General features: G+C 75.8%; 15 protein-coding genes and 1 pseudogene. 10 read left to right on the top strand and 6 right to left on the bottom strand.

What is annotated here, in order from left to right; genetic code table 11:
* Nucleotides 1-40 precede the first annotated feature (40 nt).
* Together ACFY23_RS28895 and ACFY23_RS28890 are read right to left on the bottom strand one after the other, a co-directional pair.
* Nucleotides 41-691, bottom strand: coding sequence for an NAD(P)H-dependent oxidoreductase (locus tag ACFY23_RS28895; RefSeq protein WP_350684092.1), 651 nt, complete (start codon nucleotides 689-691; stop codon nucleotides 41-43).
* Nucleotides 692-814: 123 nt separating this feature from the next.
* On the bottom strand, nucleotides 815-1465 hold the full coding sequence (locus ACFY23_RS28890; protein ID WP_350684093.1) for a GGDEF domain-containing protein: 651 nt from the start codon (nucleotides 1463-1465) through the stop codon (nucleotides 815-817).
* Between the two features lie 258 nt (nucleotides 1466-1723).
* On the opposite strand from ACFY23_RS28890, the gene ACFY23_RS28885 reads away from it, so the two are divergent.
* The gene (locus ACFY23_RS28885) at nucleotides 1724-1963 is read left to right on the top strand and encodes a DUF397 domain-containing protein (RefSeq protein WP_350684094.1); all 240 of its coding nucleotides are present in this window, start codon (nucleotides 1724-1726) and stop codon (nucleotides 1961-1963) included.
* Between the two features lie 147 nt (nucleotides 1964-2110).
* Here ACFY23_RS28885 and ACFY23_RS28880 read toward each other — a convergent pair whose 3' ends face one another.
* Both ACFY23_RS28880 and ACFY23_RS28875 read right to left on the bottom strand, forming a co-directional pair.
* On the bottom strand, nucleotides 2111-2656 hold the full coding sequence (locus ACFY23_RS28880; RefSeq protein ID WP_350684103.1) for a transposase: 546 nt from the start codon (nucleotides 2654-2656) through the stop codon (nucleotides 2111-2113).
* Between the two features lie 57 nt (nucleotides 2657-2713).
* A pseudogene (locus ACFY23_RS28875) lies at nucleotides 2714-2845 on the bottom strand (helix-turn-helix domain-containing protein); the annotation flags it as partial.
* Between the two features lie 81 nt (nucleotides 2846-2926).
* On the opposite strand from ACFY23_RS28875, the gene ACFY23_RS28870 reads away from it, so the two are divergent.
* The 5 genes from ACFY23_RS28870 (at nucleotide 2927) to ACFY23_RS28850 (ending at nucleotide 7879) form a co-directional block, all read left to right on the top strand.
* Nucleotides 2927-3814, top strand: a complete 888-nt coding sequence (locus tag ACFY23_RS28870; RefSeq protein WP_350684095.1) for a helix-turn-helix transcriptional regulator — start codon at nucleotides 2927-2929, stop codon at nucleotides 3812-3814.
* A gap of 109 nt (nucleotides 3815-3923) precedes the next feature.
* A complete protein-coding gene (locus ACFY23_RS28865; protein WP_350684096.1) occupies nucleotides 3924-4772 on the top strand; it encodes an SAM-dependent methyltransferase in 849 nt (282 codons plus the stop codon).
* 139 nt (nucleotides 4773-4911) lie between these two features.
* Nucleotides 4912-5967: a LacI family DNA-binding transcriptional regulator gene (locus ACFY23_RS28860; RefSeq protein ID WP_350684097.1), complete on the top strand. Its 1056-nt coding sequence runs from the start codon at nucleotides 4912-4914 to the stop codon at nucleotides 5965-5967.
* Between the two features lie 2 nt (nucleotides 5968-5969).
* Nucleotides 5970-6173 carry a hypothetical protein gene (locus ACFY23_RS28855; RefSeq protein WP_350684098.1) on the top strand — a complete coding sequence of 68 codons (204 nt, stop codon included), beginning with the start codon at nucleotides 5970-5972 and terminating at the stop codon, nucleotides 6171-6173.
* A gap of 131 nt (nucleotides 6174-6304) precedes the next feature.
* Nucleotides 6305-7879, top strand: coding sequence for a protein kinase (locus tag ACFY23_RS28850; protein WP_350684099.1), 1575 nt, complete (start codon nucleotides 6305-6307; stop codon nucleotides 7877-7879).
* 7 nt (nucleotides 7880-7886) lie between these two features.
* Here ACFY23_RS28850 and ACFY23_RS28845 read toward each other — a convergent pair whose 3' ends face one another.
* Nucleotides 7887-8765 carry an MOSC domain-containing protein gene (locus ACFY23_RS28845; RefSeq protein WP_350684100.1) on the bottom strand — a complete coding sequence of 293 codons (879 nt, stop codon included), beginning with the start codon at nucleotides 8763-8765 and terminating at the stop codon, nucleotides 7887-7889.
* Between the two features lie 35 nt (nucleotides 8766-8800).
* Nucleotides 8801-9679: an alpha/beta hydrolase gene (locus ACFY23_RS28840; protein WP_350684101.1), complete on the bottom strand. Its 879-nt coding sequence runs from the start codon at nucleotides 9677-9679 to the stop codon at nucleotides 8801-8803.
* Nucleotides 9680-9850: 171 nt separating this feature from the next.
* Here ACFY23_RS28840 and ACFY23_RS28835 point away from each other — a divergent pair, with 171 nt between their 5' ends.
* From ACFY23_RS28835 to ACFY23_RS28820, 4 genes are all read left to right on the top strand, one after another.
* A complete protein-coding gene (locus ACFY23_RS28835) occupies nucleotides 9851-13303 on the top strand; it encodes a BTAD domain-containing putative transcriptional regulator (RefSeq protein ID WP_350819488.1) in 3453 nt (1150 codons plus the stop codon).
* Between the two features lie 124 nt (nucleotides 13304-13427).
* Nucleotides 13428-14240, top strand: coding sequence for a DedA family protein (locus tag ACFY23_RS28830; protein ID WP_350687000.1), 813 nt, complete (start codon nucleotides 13428-13430; stop codon nucleotides 14238-14240).
* A 4-nt stretch (nucleotides 14241-14244) separates the two neighbouring features.
* Nucleotides 14245-15390, top strand: a complete 1146-nt coding sequence (locus tag ACFY23_RS28825; protein WP_350686999.1) for a histidine kinase — start codon at nucleotides 14245-14247, stop codon at nucleotides 15388-15390.
* Nucleotides 15381-16025 carry a response regulator transcription factor gene (locus tag ACFY23_RS28820; protein ID WP_350686997.1) on the top strand — a complete coding sequence of 215 codons (645 nt, stop codon included), beginning with the start codon at nucleotides 15381-15383 and terminating at the stop codon, nucleotides 16023-16025. Before ACFY23_RS28825 ends, ACFY23_RS28820 begins: the two co-directional genes overlap by 10 nt.
* The last annotated feature ends 444 nt before the right edge of the window (nucleotides 16026-16469 follow it).

The raw sequence follows: 16469 nt of genomic DNA, 5'->3' as shown, positions 1-16469 counted from the left end.
CTCGGGCCCGCCGGTGTCGACGACGGCTCGGCGCCGACGGTCAGGCCGGCTCCCGGCTGGGCCCGACCCCGGCGGCCTTCGCGTCCGGCGGCGGGTACGGCTGCTCGGCCAGCAGCCGGGCGAGGTGCGCGGCGTTGAGCGCCAGGGCTTTCGTGGTGCGGCCCGTGGTGTCCGGCTTCGGCCGGGCGTCGATGTAGTCGACCTTGTGCAGCGCCTCGCCCACCCAGTAGGTGGCGCCGGCCGCGGGGCAGGTGAAGCCGACCTCGTTGAGGGCCTGCTGCACCTGGCCGATGGTGTGGTGCGCACCGTCCTCGTTGCCGACGACGGCGACGCCGGCCACCCTGCCGTAGGTGAGCAGCCGACCCTCGGCGTCGGTCTCGGACAGCTCGGCGTCGAGGCGTTCGAGGACCATCTTGCACACTGCCGACGGCTGGCCGAGCCAGATCGGTGTGGCGACGACGAGGATCTGCGCGGCCAGCAGTTTGGCCCGGATGGCCGGCCATCCGTCCCCGTCGCCCTCGTCGGTGGAGACCCCGAACCGCACGTTGTGGTCAACGACCCGGACCAGCTCGCCCTCGACGCCCTGCTCGGCGAGGGCGTCGAGCACCTCGCGTCCGAGCATCTCGGCGCTCGACGGGGCGGGTGACCGCTTCAGGGTGCAGTTCAGGATCAGGGCCCGGATGGTGGCCACGATCGTTCCTCTCGCCGACGCCGCGCTGTTTCCTCCGAATACCCGGCAGACGGCGCGAGACACGTCGAAACTCGTCCTGCGAGGGACGGCGTCTGTGGAGCGAGCGGGACGGGCGCCGCCGGGTCAGCACTCCGCCAGGTGGGCGGTGTCGACGAGCTGCCGGCGCGAGCGGGCCGACCCGAGGCTCTTGGCCCGGTACATGGCGGCGTCGGCGCGGTCGAGCGCCTCGGTGAGCTGCGCCGGCCCGGTGACCGGCGCCAGCCCGACGGACGCGGTCACCCGGACGCTGAGCCCGCCGAGGGGGATCGGCGCGGCCAGGCTCTCGCAGAGCCGGCGGGTGGCGTGCTCGATCCACCGCCGGTCCACCGTCGGGCTGGTGAGCAGCCCGGCGAACTCGTCGCCGCCGAGCCGGGCGACCAGGTTGTCCCCGGCGAACGCGGCGAGCCGCTGGGCCACGCTGATCAGCACCTGGTCGCCGGCGGCGTGCCCGTAGCGGTCGTTGATCTGTTTGAAGTCGTCGAGGTCGAGCACCACGGCGATCAGTGGCTGCCCGGCCGCGTCGGTGAGCAGCGTGGCCGCGATCCGGTAGAACGCGCGCCGGTTGGGCAGGCCGGTGAGGGGGTCGTGGCTGGCGGCGTGCCGCTCGGCGGCCAGCTCGGCCTGGAGGTGCCTGATCTCGGCCTCGGCCCGCAGCGCGCGGCTGCGTAGCTGCCAGGTGGTGACGAGGGCCCCCGCGGCGCAGATGCCGGACGCGATGGTGACCGGATCCGGCACGAGACCTCCCATCGCCACGATGCCCCGTCGCCCCGGCGTGCCGCGCCCGTCGCGGGGCCCTGTCGTCGCTGGTGGCAGCCCAGCTGTCGGTGACTCAGAGTGAGCGGATGGGTACCGCGCACCTGCGTTATCATGCTCGCTGGCCGATGCAGATGCAAGAGCAGATGCACGTGCAGCCAACCCCTCTCGTCGATGCCGTGCGCCGCTCAGCAGCCCCGCCCGCCCGGCAGCGGCGGCCCGCGGAGAGAAAGACGCCCCATGCAGCAGCCACCGAACGGCGTTCCCGCCAACCAGTTGCCCCCGCTCAACTGGCAGAAGAGCCGCCGGAGCAACCCGAGCGGCAACTGCGTCGAGTTGGCCCAACTGCCCGGCGGCGCTGGCATCGCCCTGCGGAACTCACGACACCCGGAGGGGCCCGCCCTGATCTACACGATGGACGAGATCGCCGCCTTCGTGCTCGGGGCCCGCGACGGCGACTTCGATCACCTCATCGGCTGAGCGCCCCGCCCCCCGGCAGGGTCGGCGCCCCGTCGCGCGGGGAGTTCTCCTCACTCACGGTCCATGGCATGATTACACGTCGGTCGGGCTGGCGCTCCCGGCTAGCGCGCGGCATGCGGAGGTTGGCATTGGCATCTCCTTCCCCGCCTAATGGTGGGGGAGTCCCACCCTCACGGGTTGGGGTTCCTGGTTCACCGCAGACCGCACGGAAGGTTGCCCTTCGTGTCTGACGTCCGCTCCGCAGGCGGTTTTCGTCTCGACCAGCCCGGCCGCGACGGCGATGTTCGTGGCGGCGTTGACGTCCCGGTGATGCCGGGTGCCGCACCCCGGACACGCCCAATGCCGTGTGCCGAGGGAAAGCTGGGCGAGCAGGTGCCCGCACGCCGAACACGTCTTCGACGACGGGTACCAGCGGTCCAAGACCGCAAGGGTGCGGCCGTCGCGGTGCGTCTTGTAGGCGAGCAGGGTGCGGAACTCGGCCCAGCCCGTACGGCAGATCGCCTTGGCGAGGGACCGGTTGCGGACCATGTTCGCCACCGCCAGGTCCTCCACGGCGATGGCGGCGAACCGGCGCACCAGGGCGGTGGACTGCTGATGCAGGAAATCCCGGCGCACGTGCTGGTGCCGCAGGGTCTGCTGCAACGGCACCGACGACACCTCACCCAGGAACGCCAGATCAGGCTGCCGCTTCATCTCCGTCAACGCCCGATCCGTCTCGGCATAGGAGGTGGATCTCCGTTCGGTGTGCCAGCGGGCGTGACGGACGGCGAGAGTGCGATTCCAGACGACGCGTACACACCCGAACGTGCGGTTCAGCACCGCCGCCTGCTCCGGGGTCGGATACGCCCGACACCTGTACGCCGTCCGCACAGAACCAGTCATACCAGAAAGGACAGACATGGCTGACAACGCGTCCGCCATTCCTCCCCGCGCTGAAGGACGGGGCATCCTGGCGGTAATCCGGTGACGATGGTGCCCGCCGAGGGCGGCCCGGCTACCGGGCCCACCGTGCTGCGCATGCTGCTCGGCGCCCAGCTGCGCCGTCTCCGCGAGTCCAGCGGGGTGACGCGGGAGGGCGCCGGCTGGGAGATCCGGGCCTCCGAGTCGAAGATCAGCCGGATGGAGCTGGGCCGGGTCGGCTTCAAGGAGCGCGACGTCGCCGACCTGCTCACCCTCTACGGCGTCACCGCGTCCGAGGAGCGCGAGGCGCTGCTCAAGCTCGCCCGGGACGCCAACAGCCCGGGCTGGTGGCACCGCTACGGCGACGTGCTGCCGAGCTGGTTCCAGTCGTACCTCGGCCTGGAGGCCGCCGCGGCGCTGATCCGCTCCTACGAGGTCCAGTTCGTTCCCGGCCTGCTCCAGACCCGGGAGTACGCCCGGGCGGTGGTGCTGCTCGGCCACGGGCGAGCCGCGCCGGCCGAGATCGAGCGCCGGGTCGCCCTGCGCATGCAACGCCAGCGGTTGCTGCGCCGCGAGAGCCCGCCGCTGCTCTGGGCGGTGGTGGACGAGGCCGCGCTGCGCCGGCCCATCGGCGGCCGGGAGGTGATGCGCGGCCAGGTGGCGGCGCTCATCGAGGCGACCAAGTCGCCGCACATCCGGCTCCAGGTCATCCCGTTCGCGGCCGGCGGGCACGCCGCGGCGGGCGGCGCGTTCACGATCCTGCGCTTCGGCGACCAGGACCTGCCGGACATCGTCTACATCGAACAGCTCACCAGCGCGCTCTATCTCGACAAGCGCGACGACCTCGACTTCTACGCGGCGGCGATGGAGCGGCTCTGCGTCGAGGCCGAGCCGCCGGAGCGTACGCCGGAGATCCTCGGCCGGATCCTGGACGACCTCTACCCGGGGTGACCGCCCGCGGGGCCCGGCCCCGGGCGGCGGTGCGGTTACCATGGTCGCCGACCGGCGACAGTGGACGGACGCCACCGGTGGCGGTTGGCGCAGAGTCGTGGAGGCAGCCTTGACCACCGACGCTCCGGGCGTGACCACCGGCCCCACCCACCCGAGCGACCGCATCGACACCTCCGTGGCCCACCCGGCACGCCGGTACAACTACTGGCTGGGCGGCAAGGACAACTTCCAGGCCGACCGGGACTCCGGCGACGCGGTGGCGGCGGCCTTCCCGACCATCCGCACCGCCGCCCTGGAGAACCGTCGCTTCCTCCAGCGGGCCGTACGCCACCTGGCCCGGGAGGCGGGCATCCGCCAGTTCCTCGACATCGGCACCGGCATCCCGACCGCCGACAACACCCACGAGGTCGCCCAGGCGATCGCCCCCGAGTCGCGGGTGGTCTACGTCGACAACGATCCGATCGTGCTCGCGCACGCCCGGGCGCTGCTCAGCAGCTCGCCGGAGGGCGCCACCGCCTACATCGACGCCGACCTGCGCGACCCGGAGAAGATCCTCCAGCACCCCGACCTGCTGCGCACCATCGACCTGTCCCGGCCGGTGGCGCTGATGCTGGTGGCGATCCTGCACTTCGTCCCCGACGGCGACGACCCGTACGGCGTGGTCGCCCGGCTGCTCGAGGCGCTGCCGTCCGGCAGCTACCTGGCGGCCTCCCACGCCACCCACGACCACCTGCCCCCGGAGGTCGCGCGGGAGGCGAAGGCCGCCGGCCGGGGCGACGGCCCGCACGGCGTGCTCAGCCTGCGGAGCCTGGCGGAGTTCACCCGGTTCTTCGAGGGGCTCGAGGTGGTGGAGCCCGGGGTCACCTCGGTCGCACGGTGGCGCGCCGAGGACGCCCCGCTGCCCCGGCCCACCGCTGCCGAGGTCAGCATGTACGGCGCGGTCGCCCGCAAGCCCTGACGGCCGCTGCCCCGACGCCCCATCCGGCCGGACCGGGTGGGGCGTGCTCGTGTCCGCCGGTCGCGGCGTATTGACGCCGTCGATTGCCGCCACTAGTCTCTGTATCGATCCAGACTGAATCGATACAGAGGAGCGCGCGGTGAAGCCGACCCTGCAGGCCGTCGCGGACGCCGTCGGCGTGTCCCGCAGCACCGTCTCCAACGCCTACAGCCGCCCCGACCAGCTCTCCGCCGCGCTGCGCCAGCGGATCCTGGACGCCGCCCGGCAGCTCGGCTACCCCGGGCCCAACCCCACGGCCCGGTCGCTGCGGCGCGGCTGGGTCGGCGCCATCGGGGTGCTTTTCGAGTCGCAACTGTCGTACGCCTTCACCGACCCCTTCGCGGTCCGCTTCCTGGCCGGCGTCGCCGAGGCGGCCGAGCGGCACGGCACCAGCCTGCTGCTCGTGCCCCTGCCCGCCGATGAGGCGGCCGCGCGGCGGGCGGTGGAGGACGCCTCCGTCGACGGCTTCTGCGTCTACTGTGTCGGCGACGAGGGCTGGATCGTCGACGTGCTCCGCGACCGGGGCCTGCCCGTCGTCACCACCGCGCCCCGCGACGACGCGGGCCCCGACGACCGCTACGTCGGCATCGACGAGCGCGCCGCCGCCCGCGCCGTCGCCGCGCACGTGACCGGGCTCGGACACCGCCGCGTCGCCCTGCTCGGCGACGCCGTCCGGCCCGGCGCCGCCCCGGGCGAGGTACGGCTCGCCGACGTGGCCGACGTCGCCCATCCCACCACCCGGGGGCGGTTCGCCGGGTTCGCCGACGCCTTCGCCGAGGTCGGCGTCGCCTGGTCCGAGCTGACCCTGCTCGCCGCCACCGGCAACAGCCGGTCGGCGGGCGCCGCCGCCGTCGCCGCCGCGCTCGCCGCGCCGGCGCCGCCCACGGCGGTGCTGGCCGGCTCGGACGTGCTCGCCCTCGGCGTCCTCGACGCGCTCGCCGAGGCCGGCTCGCCACCGGTCTCGGTCACCGGCTTCGACGACATCGCCGAGGCCGCCGCGGCGGGCCTCACCACCGTGCGGCAACCCGCCGAGGAGAAGGGGCGCATCGCCGCCCGACTCCTGCTCGATCCGCCCGCCGACCCGGCGGCCGGTCACGTCCTGCTGCCCACCGCACTCGTCGTCCGGACCTCCACCGGACCCGTCCCGAGGAGCTGACCATGGAACATTCCACCGGCTTCGTCGTCGCCGTCGACGCGGTGACCCGACACGTCAACTCCGCCCGGCCGGACGCGCCGGTCCACGCGGAGCGCCCCCGAGCGCCGCGGCTCGCCCCCACCCGGCTGGCCGCCGCCGGCGCCCTGCGCCGGCTCGCCGACCGGATCCAGCCACCGCCGCTGCCCGCGCCGCAGCGCTGCTCCTGACCCGCCGCCCGCCGCGCGGGTGGCGTGCGCCACCCGCGCGGCCGGTCGTTGCGGCACCATCGGGACGGCCGGCGCGCAACCGGGCATGGCGGGTGGTGGCCGCCCCGCCGGGCCAGGCAGACTGAACGGCTATGTCGCCGTTCTCGCCCACCCTTCGGTTGCACGACCGGTACGTCCTGCGCCGGCGCATCGGCCTCGGCGGGATGTCCGAGGTGTGGCGCGCCGACGACGAGGTGCTGCACCGCCCCGTCGCGATCAAGGCCCTCGCCGGGGAGTTCGGCACCGACCCGCAGCTGCGGGCCACCATCCAGCGCGAGGCCCGCGCCGCCGCCCGGCTCACCCACCCCCACGTGACCCAGGTGTACGACTACGGCGAGGCGACCCTCACCGGCGGGACGGTCGTGCCGTACCTGGTGATGGAGCTGGTGGAGGGGCGCAACCTCGCCGACCGGCTCGCCGACGGGCCGCTCGCCTGGCCGGACGGCGTCCGGCTGGCCGGTCAGGTCGCCGCCGCGCTCGCCGCCGCCCACCGCATCGGCGTGGTGCACCGCGACATCAAGCCGGGCAACGTCATGCTCACCGAGACCGGCGCCAAGGTGCTCGACTTCGGCATCGCCGCGCTCGCCGGCCCGGACCACCCGCTGGCCGGGCAGACCGGCGAGCTGCTGATGGGCACGCCCGCCTACTTCGCGCCGGAGCGCATGCGGCCCGGGCCGCCGAACCCGGCCAGCGACGTCTACGCCCTCGGCGCGCTGCTCTACCGCACCCTCACCGGCCGGGCCCCGCTGCCCGTGCGGACCTGGGAGGACGCGCTGGAGGTGCACGGCGGGCACATGCCCGTGCCGCCCCTGCGGACTCCCGGCCTGCCCGCCGACGTCGCCGACCTGACCCTGGCCTGCCTCGCCGCCGACCCGACCCGTCGGCCGACCGCGGCCCAACTGGCCGCCCGCTTCGCCGGCGCGGTGCCCGCCGAGCCGCACACCGCGGTCCTGCCGACCCTGCCCGCGCCGGCGGGCGCGGTCCCGCCGGCGCACCCGCCCACGCTGGTCGACCGCTCGCTGCCCACCTCGGCGGCGGTCTCCACCGGCCGGCCGGGATCCCCGGCGATCGCTGGCCGGGCCGGCGTGCCGGTGGCGGGCGGCCGGGCCGGCGTGCCGGCGGCCGATGGTCGAACCGTGGCCGCCGGCGGCCCGCGTCCCGCCCCGGTCGCCGGGCCCCGGGGGAGCCGGGCGATCGCGGTGCTGGTCGCCGCCGGCGTCGCGCTGCTCCTCGGGCTCGTCGGGGTGCTGGCCCTCGGCGACGGCGAAAACCCGCCGCCGTCCGCCGCCCCGTCCGTGGTCACGCCGGCCGAGGAGCCGACCACGACGTCGCCGACGCCGGAAGCCACCCCGTCCGCCCCGCCGTCCACCGCTCAGTCGGCCCCGATCGGCCTTCGCCAGCTGGCCGCCGAGTTCGCCGCCGCGCTCGCGCAGGCCCAGGCCCGGGGCGAGATCGACCGGAAGACGGTCGAGCAACTGCGGGACGAGCTCGCCGACCTGACCCGCGGCAGGCCGAAGGACCGGGCCAAGCGGGTCGAGGACCTGCGGGAGCGGCTCGCCGAGGCGGTCGAGGAGGAGAAGATTTCGCCCGACACGGCGGCCCGCCTCGACGCCCTGCTCGACCGCGTGGACACCGGGTCGTCGGGCGACGACGAGGACGACGACTGAGCCGCGCTCAGCCGACCCGCACCACCGACTCCTGCTCCACCCGGCCCCCGCGCAGCACCTGCGCGTACGCGCCCACGCACGGTTGCGGGCCGAGCTGCGGCAGCGGCGCGACCCGGTTGAGGCGGGCGGGGACGCGCAGCGCCTCGGTCCGCCGGGGGAGCGGTCCGTGCGCCAGGGTCGGAACGGCGCAGCGCGGGGTGGGGGCGAGCACCCGCAGCACGAGCGCCGGGCCGATTCGCAGCTCGCGGCCGACCCAGTCGTTCTCCGCGAAGGCGTCCGCGTCGACCTCGAGGACGAGGTTGGGCCGGTAGCGGGCCGCGTCGAGGGTGCCCCCGGGCAGCTCGGCGGCCAGCCGGGCCAGGGTCGCCGTGGTGACCAGGTGCACGGGGGCGAAGTCGAAGAAGGTGCCCGGCGCCGCCGCACCGAGAGGGCTGGCGTCCACCGGCACCTCGGCGGCCAGCCCGGCGGCGAGCACCGATTCCGGATCGGCCCGGTCCAGCGTCGCCCCGGCGGGTGGCCGGTCGATCAGCGTCACCGGGGCGCCGAGCACCCCGGAGAGCACGTCGTCGACGTCGGCGTCCGCGCTGGACACCTCGCGTCCGTCGGGCAGGGTGACGCTTACCGGATCGGGTGCGGCGCCGGCCGCGCGGAGGGTGAGCAGGTCACGCCAGAGCCGGGGGTGCTTCGCGCTGGCCACCCGCCCGGTGTCCCGGTGCCGCAGGGCCAGCCGCCGGTCGCCCGCCACCCCCGCCGCGCCCACCTCGGCGGCCGGCAGCCGCTCGCCCAGCATCGACTTCACCGGGTACCGCCAGAGCTGGGCCAGCCGCCCGCTCATCGTGCCCGCCCCGGCAGGTCGACCGCCGACTCGGGGGGTGTCCTGGGTCATCGGATCACCCTAGGCCGTTACGGCCGCTCGGTCGGCTACCTGGCCAGGAGGGCGCGCAGGGCCTTGACGACCTCGGCGGGCGCCTCCTCGGCCATGAAGTGACCGCAGGAGACGGTCCGGTGCTCCAGGTCCGGTGCCCAGGCCCGCCACAGCGCGACCGCGTCGTAGCCGAGGGCCGCGCCCCAGTCCTGCTGCAGCACCGTCACCGGCATGCGCAGCGTGTTGCCGGCCGCGCGGTCGGCCCGGTCGTGGTCGACGTCGACGCCGGCCGAGGCGCGGTAGTCGGCGACGATCGAGGCGACGGCCTCCCGGGACGCCCGCAGGTACGCGGCCCGCACGTCGGCCGGGATGGCGTCCGGGTCCCGGACCCAGGCGTCCAGGAAGTGGCCGAAGAAGGCGTCCGGGCTGGCGCCGATGAGCTGCTCGGGCAGGCCGGGCGGCTGGGCCATCAGGTAGAGGTGGAAGCCGACGGCCGCGGTGGTGCCGTGCAGGACGTCCCACATGTCGAGGGTCGGCAGCACGTCGAGCGCGGCGAGGTGGGTGACCGCCCGCGGATGGTCCAGGCCCGCGCGGACGGCGACCAGCGCGCCGCGGTCGTGCCCGGCCAGGGCGAACTGGTCGTGTCCCAGCGCGCGGGCCAGCGCGACGACGTCGGCGGCCATGGTCCGTTTCGCGTACGCGGTGCCGTCGGGATCGGCGGGCTTGTCGCTGTCGCCGTAGCCGCGCAGGTCCGGGCAGATCACGGTGTGGTCGGCGGCGAGGTCGGCGGCGACGTGCCGCCACATGAGATGGGTCTGCGGGAAGCCGTGCAGCAGCACGACCGGGCTGCCGGAGCCGGCGACGGCCGCGGTGAGCGTGACGCCGTCGGCGACGGTGACGCGCCGGTAGTCGAATCCCCTGATGGTCGGGTTCATGGTGGTCCCTTCATGCGGTGCCGGTGAAGTGGCGGGAGCGGTGGTCCGTGGGGACCACGTCGTCCGGCGTCGAGCGTGCCCGGTGGTCGTCAGCGACCGGTCAGCAACGGATGAGCGGCCCCCGGCCCCCACCGTGGGGAGCCGGCGGTCGGACCTGCCTAAATTGGTCCCATGACCACGCAGGCGACGGCACCTCCGGTGGCCTTCGGCGTACTGGGGCCGGTGGAGGCGGTGAACGATCTCGGTCCCGTCGCGCTGAAGGGTCCCCGCCAGCGGGCGGTGCTGGCCCGCCTGCTCGTCGCCCGGGGCCGGGTGGTGCCGGTCGACCGGCTCGTCGGTGACCTGTGGGAGGAGCCCTCGGACGGCGCGGTGGGGGCGATCCGCACGTTCGTCGCCGACCTGCGCCGGGCTCTCGAACCGGACCGGCCGCCCCGGCAGCCGGCCCGCCTGCTGGTGACCGATCCGCCCGGGTACGCGCTGCGTGCCGCGCCCGACGCGGTGGACGCCTGGCGGTTCGAGGCGGCGGTCGGCGAGGCGGGCGAACTGCTGGTGGCGGGCCGGCCCGGCCCGGCGCTGGCCTGCCTGGACGGCGCGCTCGCCCTGTGGCGCGGCCCCGCGTACGCCGAGTTCGCCGGACAGCCCTGGGCCCGGGCCGAGATCGACCGGCTCGACGAGCTGCGGATGCTGGCCGTCGAGCGGCGGGCCGAGTCGCTGCTGGCCCTGGGCCGGGCCGCCGAGGCGGCCACCGGGCTGCGGGCCCACGCCACCGGCCACCCGCTGCGGGAGGACGCCTGGCAACTGCTGGCCACGGCCCTGTACCGGTCGGGTCGGCAGGGCGAGGCACTGGCCGCGCTGCGGCAGGCCCGCGACACCCTGGTGGCGGAACTCGGCGTCGACCCGGGCCCACGGCTGCGGCAGCTGGAGGCCGACATCCTCGCCCAGGCGCCGGAACTCATCCCGCCGGAGGCGCACCTGCCGGGACGGGTCGACGCCGCGCCGCCCGTTCCCGGCGGCACCGAGCAGAGACGCGACCGCCCGGCGCCGCCGCGCGCGACCGCGCCCACCAGTGCCCGGGCGCGCGACGACCGCCGCCCGTTCGTCGGCCGCGACGAGGAGCTGGCCATGCTGCGGCAGGCCGCCGGGCACGTCGCCCGGCAGGGCAGCCCCGCGCTGGCCCTCGTCTCGGGCGAGGCGGGCGCGGGCAAGACCGCCCTCGCCCACGCGCTGGCCCGGGAGCTGGCCGCCGGCGGCTGGACGACGGCGTGGGGCCGCAGCCCCGAGTACGAGGGCGCCCCCGTCTCCTGGCCGTGGAACCAGATCACCGACGCGCTCACCGGGCCGGCCGACCCGGAGCCGCCTGCCGCCGCCCGGCGGGAGGCGCCGCCGCCCGGCGGCCCAGGCCCGGGGCCGCACGCCACCGACCCCGGGCCGCACGCCGTCGGCCCGGCTTCGCGCGCCGCCGGCCCGGGAGAGGACCCGGCGGCGGCCCGGTTCCGGGTGCACCGCGCCACCGTTGCCCTGGTGTCGGCGGCGGCCGGCCGCACGCCCGTGCTGCTGGTCGTCGACGACCTGCACCGCGCCGACGCCGACACGCTGGACCTGCTGACCGCCCTGGTCGGCGAGCCGGAGCCGGTCGCCGGCCCGGTGCTGGTCGTGGGGACGTACCGCGCCGCCGAGATCACCCCGGAGCTGACCGCCGCCCTGGCCCGGGTGGCCCGCGCCGAACCGGTCCGGGTCTATCTCGGCGGCCTGCCCGAGCCGGCGACGGGCGACCTGGCCCGTGCCGTCGCCGGGCAGGCGCTGGACGCGGCGGTGGTGCGCCTGATCCACCGGCGCAGCGGCGGGAACCCGTTCTTCGTCCGGGAGTTGGCGCGGCTGCTCGCGGCCGAGGGCGAGTCGGCGCTGCACCAGGTCCCGCCGGGGGTGCGGGACGTGATCCGCCACCGCCTGGCCCGGTTGCCGGAGGCGGCGCAGACCGTGCTGCGGCAGGCGGCGGTGCTCGGCCGCGACGTGGACCCGGACGTGCTGGCCGCGCTGGCCGGTGACGCCGCGCCGGTGCTCGACGCCCTGGACCGCGCCCTGGCGGCCGGCTTCCTCGGCGAGGAGGGCGCCGACGGGCGGCTGCGGTTCACCCACATCCTGGTGCGGGACACGCTCTACGGCGATCTGTCCGCGCCGCGCCGGGCCCGCTGGCACGCCGCCGTCGGGGACGCCATCGAGCGGCTGTACCCCCACGACGTCGCCGCCCTCGCCCACCACTTCGCCCGCGCGGCGAGCCGCGCCACCGCGCCCCGCGCCGCCCGCTACGCCGGGGCGGCGGCCGAGCAGGCCGAACGTCGCTTCCACCCGCACGAGGCGGCCCGCCTGTGGCGGCAGGCGGTCGCCGCCCACGACCGCGCGGGCGGCGACGACGTACGCGGGCGGCTGGCCGCGGCCATGGGACTGGGCCGGGCGCTCGCCGTCACCGGCCACCTCGACGAGGCGCGGCGGCTGCGGTCGGCGGCGATCACCACGGCTGTCGGGCTCGACGATCCGGGCCTGGCCACGAACGTGCTGACCGCGTTCGACGTCCCGGCGATCTGGACCCGCAACGACGACGAGCACCTCTCCCGGCAGGTCGTCCGGGCCGCCGAGCGGACGCTGGCCGCGCTCGGCGACGACGAGCCGGAACGGCGCAGCCGGCTGCTGAGCACCCTCGCCCTGGAGCTGCGCGGCACCACCACCGACCGCGGTCACCAGGCGGCGTGCGAGGCGGAGTCCATCGCCCGGCGGCTGTCGCACCCGGCGCTGCTCGCGCACGCGCTCAACGCCCGCTTCCTGCACTCCTTCGGCCGGGCCGGCCTCGCCGCCGAGCGCGCCCGCATCGGCGCGGAACTGGTCGACCTGGCCGCCCGGCACGAGCTGGTGAGCTTCGAGGTCCTCGGCCACCTCGTCCTCCTGCAGGCGCACTGCGCCCTCGCCGACCTCACGGTCGCCGACGCGCACGCGGACGCCGCGGACCGCCTCGCCGAGCGGTACGACCTGCCGCTGGTGGGCGTGTTCACCCGGTGGTACGCCGCCCTGCGGCTGGCGGTCGGCGGCGACCCGGAAGGGGCGGCGGCCGCGTACCGGTCCGCGCAGGCCACCCTCACCGGCAGCGGGATGCCCGGCATGGAACACGGCCTGCTCGCCCTCGCGCTGCTGTGCCTGCGCCTGGCACCCGCACCCCGGGAGCGGGGCGCCGCCGGGGCGAGCGGGCCGGGGGAGCACGACCTGACGGAGGGGGACTTCGGGCCGTACGAGCCCTGGGCGCGACCCCTGGTGCTGCTCGCCACCGGTCACCGGGGCGAGGCCGCCGCCGCGCTGCGCGCCCTCCCGGAGTCACCGCACGACCTGCTCCGCGAGGCCCGGATCTGCCTCGCCGCCCGCGCCGCCCTGGCCCTCGGCGACCGCGCGACGATGCGGTGGGCGTACGCCGAACTGGCCCCCGCCGCCGACGAGTTGGCCGGGGCCGGCAGCGGCATCCTCACCCTCGGCCCGGTGGCCGACCACCTCGGCGACCTCGCCGCCGCGCTGGGCCGCCCCGACGAGGCCGCCGCGCACCGGAGGACCGCCCGCGCGGTCGCGGCGCGGGCGGCCGGGTAGGACGACAGCGGTCGCCGGTGCGACCCCTGTGGTTTTCCACACCCCGCCCGGTGCGGTCGCCCCGGCCGAACCGGACGGCCGGCCCCATGGTCGGCTCTCAGGATGAGTTCGTAGCGTGGAGGCCATGATTCGTACCGCGCACGCCCTGCTCGCCACCGGAACCGCCACGGGGGAGGCCGCGCCACCGGAGGACGGCCTGGTCGGCTACGTCACCGGCCTGGTGGAACGACTCGGTGGCCCCGGCGCGGGCCTGGCCGTCGCCCTGGAGAACCTCTTCCCGCCGATCCCCAGCGAGGTGATCCTGCCGCTCGCCGGCTTCGTCGCCGGTCAGGGGCGGATGAGCGTGGTCAGCGCGATCTTCTGGACCACCCTCGGTTCGCTGCTCGGCGCCCTCGCGCTGTACTACATCGGCGCCGCGCTCGGTCGGGAGCGGATCCGGGCGATCGCGGAGCGGCTGCCGCTGGTCAAGCTCAGCGACGTGGACCGCACCGAGGAGTGGTTCCTGCGGCACGGGGTCAAGGCCGTCTTCTTCGGCCGGATGATCCCGATCTTCCGCAGCCTGATCTCCATCCCGGCCGGCGTGGAGCGCATGCCGGTGTGGACGTTCGCGGTCTACACGACCCTCGGCAGCCTGATCTGGAACACCACCTTCGTGATGGCCGGTTACCTGCTCGGCGACAACTGGCATCTGGTCGAGGGGTACGTCGGCGTCCTTCAGAACGTGGTCATCCTCGCCTCCGTGGCGGCCGTCGGCTGGTTCGTGGTCTCGCGGGTGATCCGGGCGCGGCGGGGCGCGGCGGCGGCCGTCGAGCCGGAGCCGACCCCCGGACCCGCCCCGCTGCACCACGCGCCCGACCCGGCCGGGCGGGGCACCATCTACCGCAGCGCCTACTCCGAGGGGCAGCCCGCCCCGTGGGACCACGACGGGGTGCGCTGAGCCGGTGGAGGCACCCCGGTCGGTGACGCCACGCCCGGCCCGGATCCCCGTCGGGGTCGCCCTCGGGATCCTCACGGCCGCCGTCGAGGCGCTGTTCCTCCTCGGTACGGCCGTCGCCGTGACCGGCGCCGCGGCCGTGCCGCCGGCCCGCCGCCGCGTCCGCGCCACCATCCGCCGGTACGTCGCGACGTTGGCGCGGTACGAGCGGGACCGGCTGGCCCGGTTCCACGGGGTCGAGGTCCCGCCCGGCGCGGCGGGCCGGCGGGAGGTCGGTTACCTGGCCGCCCGTCTGCTGCCCGGGGCGCTCGGCCTGCTCGCGTACGGGATGCTGGCCGTCGGCGTGGTGCTGGCCTCGATCGTGGTGCGGGCCGTGATCCGCGGCGACCTCGGCGTGACGGACGCTCTGGTGCAGACCGTCATCGGCGCGGCACTGCTCCTGGTCAACCTGCAGGCCGTGGTGAGCGTGGCCGCGCTGGACGTCCGGCTCGCCCGGCGCCTGCTCGGCCCGAACGCCCGCACCCTGCTGGAGAACCGGGTCCGGGAGTTGGCCGCCAGCCGCGCCGGCGTCATCGCCGCCGTGGACGCCGAGCGGCAGCGCATCGAGCGGGACCTGCACGACGGACTCCAGCAGCGCCTGGTCGCCCTCGGCATGCTGCTCGGCCGGGCCCGCCGCAGCCGGGACGCCGAGCGCACCGCCGCGCTGCTCGCCCAGGCCCACGCCGACGCGCAGCAGGCCATCGGGGAGCTGCGCGAGGTGGCCTGGCGGGTGTACCCGTCCGCGCTCGACGACGCCGACCTCGGGCAGGTGTTGGAGATGGTCGCGCAGCGCTCCGACGTTCCCGTCCGCGTCCGCTGCGACCTGCCCGTACGCCCGCAGCGGCAGGTCGAGACGGCCCTGTACTTCGTCGCCTGCGAGGCGCTGACCAACGCGGCGAAGCACGCCGCCGCTACCCTGATCACCGTCGAGATCGGGGCCGGGGAGAGGTTCGTTCGGATGACGGTGCACGACGACGGCGCCGGCGGCGCCGACCCCGCCGGGCGCGGCCTGTCCGGCCTGGCCCGCCGGGTCGCGGCACAGGACGGGCGGCTGCGGGTCGACAGCCCGCCCGGCGGGCCCACCACGGTGTCGGTGGAACTGCCGTGCGGATAGTGCTCGCCGAGGACTCCACGCTGCTGCGCGAGGGCCTGGCCCGGCTGCTGGCCGAGGAGGGCCACGAGGTCGCCGCCGCCGTCGCCTCCGCCGACGACGTGGTCGACGCCGTCGCCCGACACCGGCCCGACGTCGTCGTCACGGACGTACGGATGCCGCCCACCCACACCGACGACGGGCTGCGGGCCGCGCTGGAGATCAGGCGGCGCTGGCCCGACACCGGAGTCCTGGTCCTCTCCCAGTACGTCGAGAAGCGGTACGCCACCCGGCTGCTCGCCGACCGCCCCGAGGGCGTCGGTTACGTGCTCAAGGACCGGGTCGCCCAGGTGGACGACTTCCTCGACGCCCTGGACCGGGTGGCCGAGGGCGCGACGGCGCTGGACCCCGAGGTGGTGCGGCAGGTCCTGGCCGGCACCGACCGCACCGACCCGCTGGCGCGGCTGACACCCCGCGAACGGGACGTGCTGCACCACATGGCGCAGGGCCACACCAACGCCACGATCGCCGGGCGGCTGCACGTGTCGCAGAGCGCGGTGGAGAAGCACGTCAACACGATCTTCGACAAGTTGGAGCTGCCGCGGGCGGGGGGTTACAGCCGGCGGGTGCTCGCGGTGCTTCGGTATCTCGGGGTCTGAGCTCGTCTCGTCTCTCGGCTGGCTGCGTTGTCTGGGCGTGTTGGGTTGCTGTGCTGCGGTCGTTTGTTGCTGTGCGTCGTGGTGGGGGTGTGGCCCGCCGTGCCCGGCTCCGGGCGGTCAGGCTTGATCCCTGCGCCGGGCACGGCGGGCCACACCCCCCGTGGGCGGTCGCGCGCCGTCCGTGCCTGAGTGTCCGTTTGGCGTCGAGCTGACCCGTCTGTGAGACCGCGTGTCACGGCAGGCTCGGTGGCTTGCGACGGCACCGTGTGCCCCATTTGTGAGGCGGTTCGACAGGGGCCGGGTGTGGTGGCGTCCCGGGTGTCCGGTTTCGGGGTGTGACCGGGGGCATCGCAGGCGTGGAATCGTGGCGGGGGCGGGGTCGTTACACCATGCGTACGGCCGAGCAGGACATGCCCCCGCCCTGGTGGCTGGCGTGTGCAGGCC

It is taken from the genome of Micromonospora sp. NPDC000121 (assembly GCF_042899165.1).
Classification (GTDB): Bacteria; Actinomycetota; Actinomycetes; order Mycobacteriales; family Micromonosporaceae; genus Micromonospora.
Note: the sequence above shows the minus strand (reverse complement) of the source record. Positions and strands in the feature narration are given on the sequence as shown.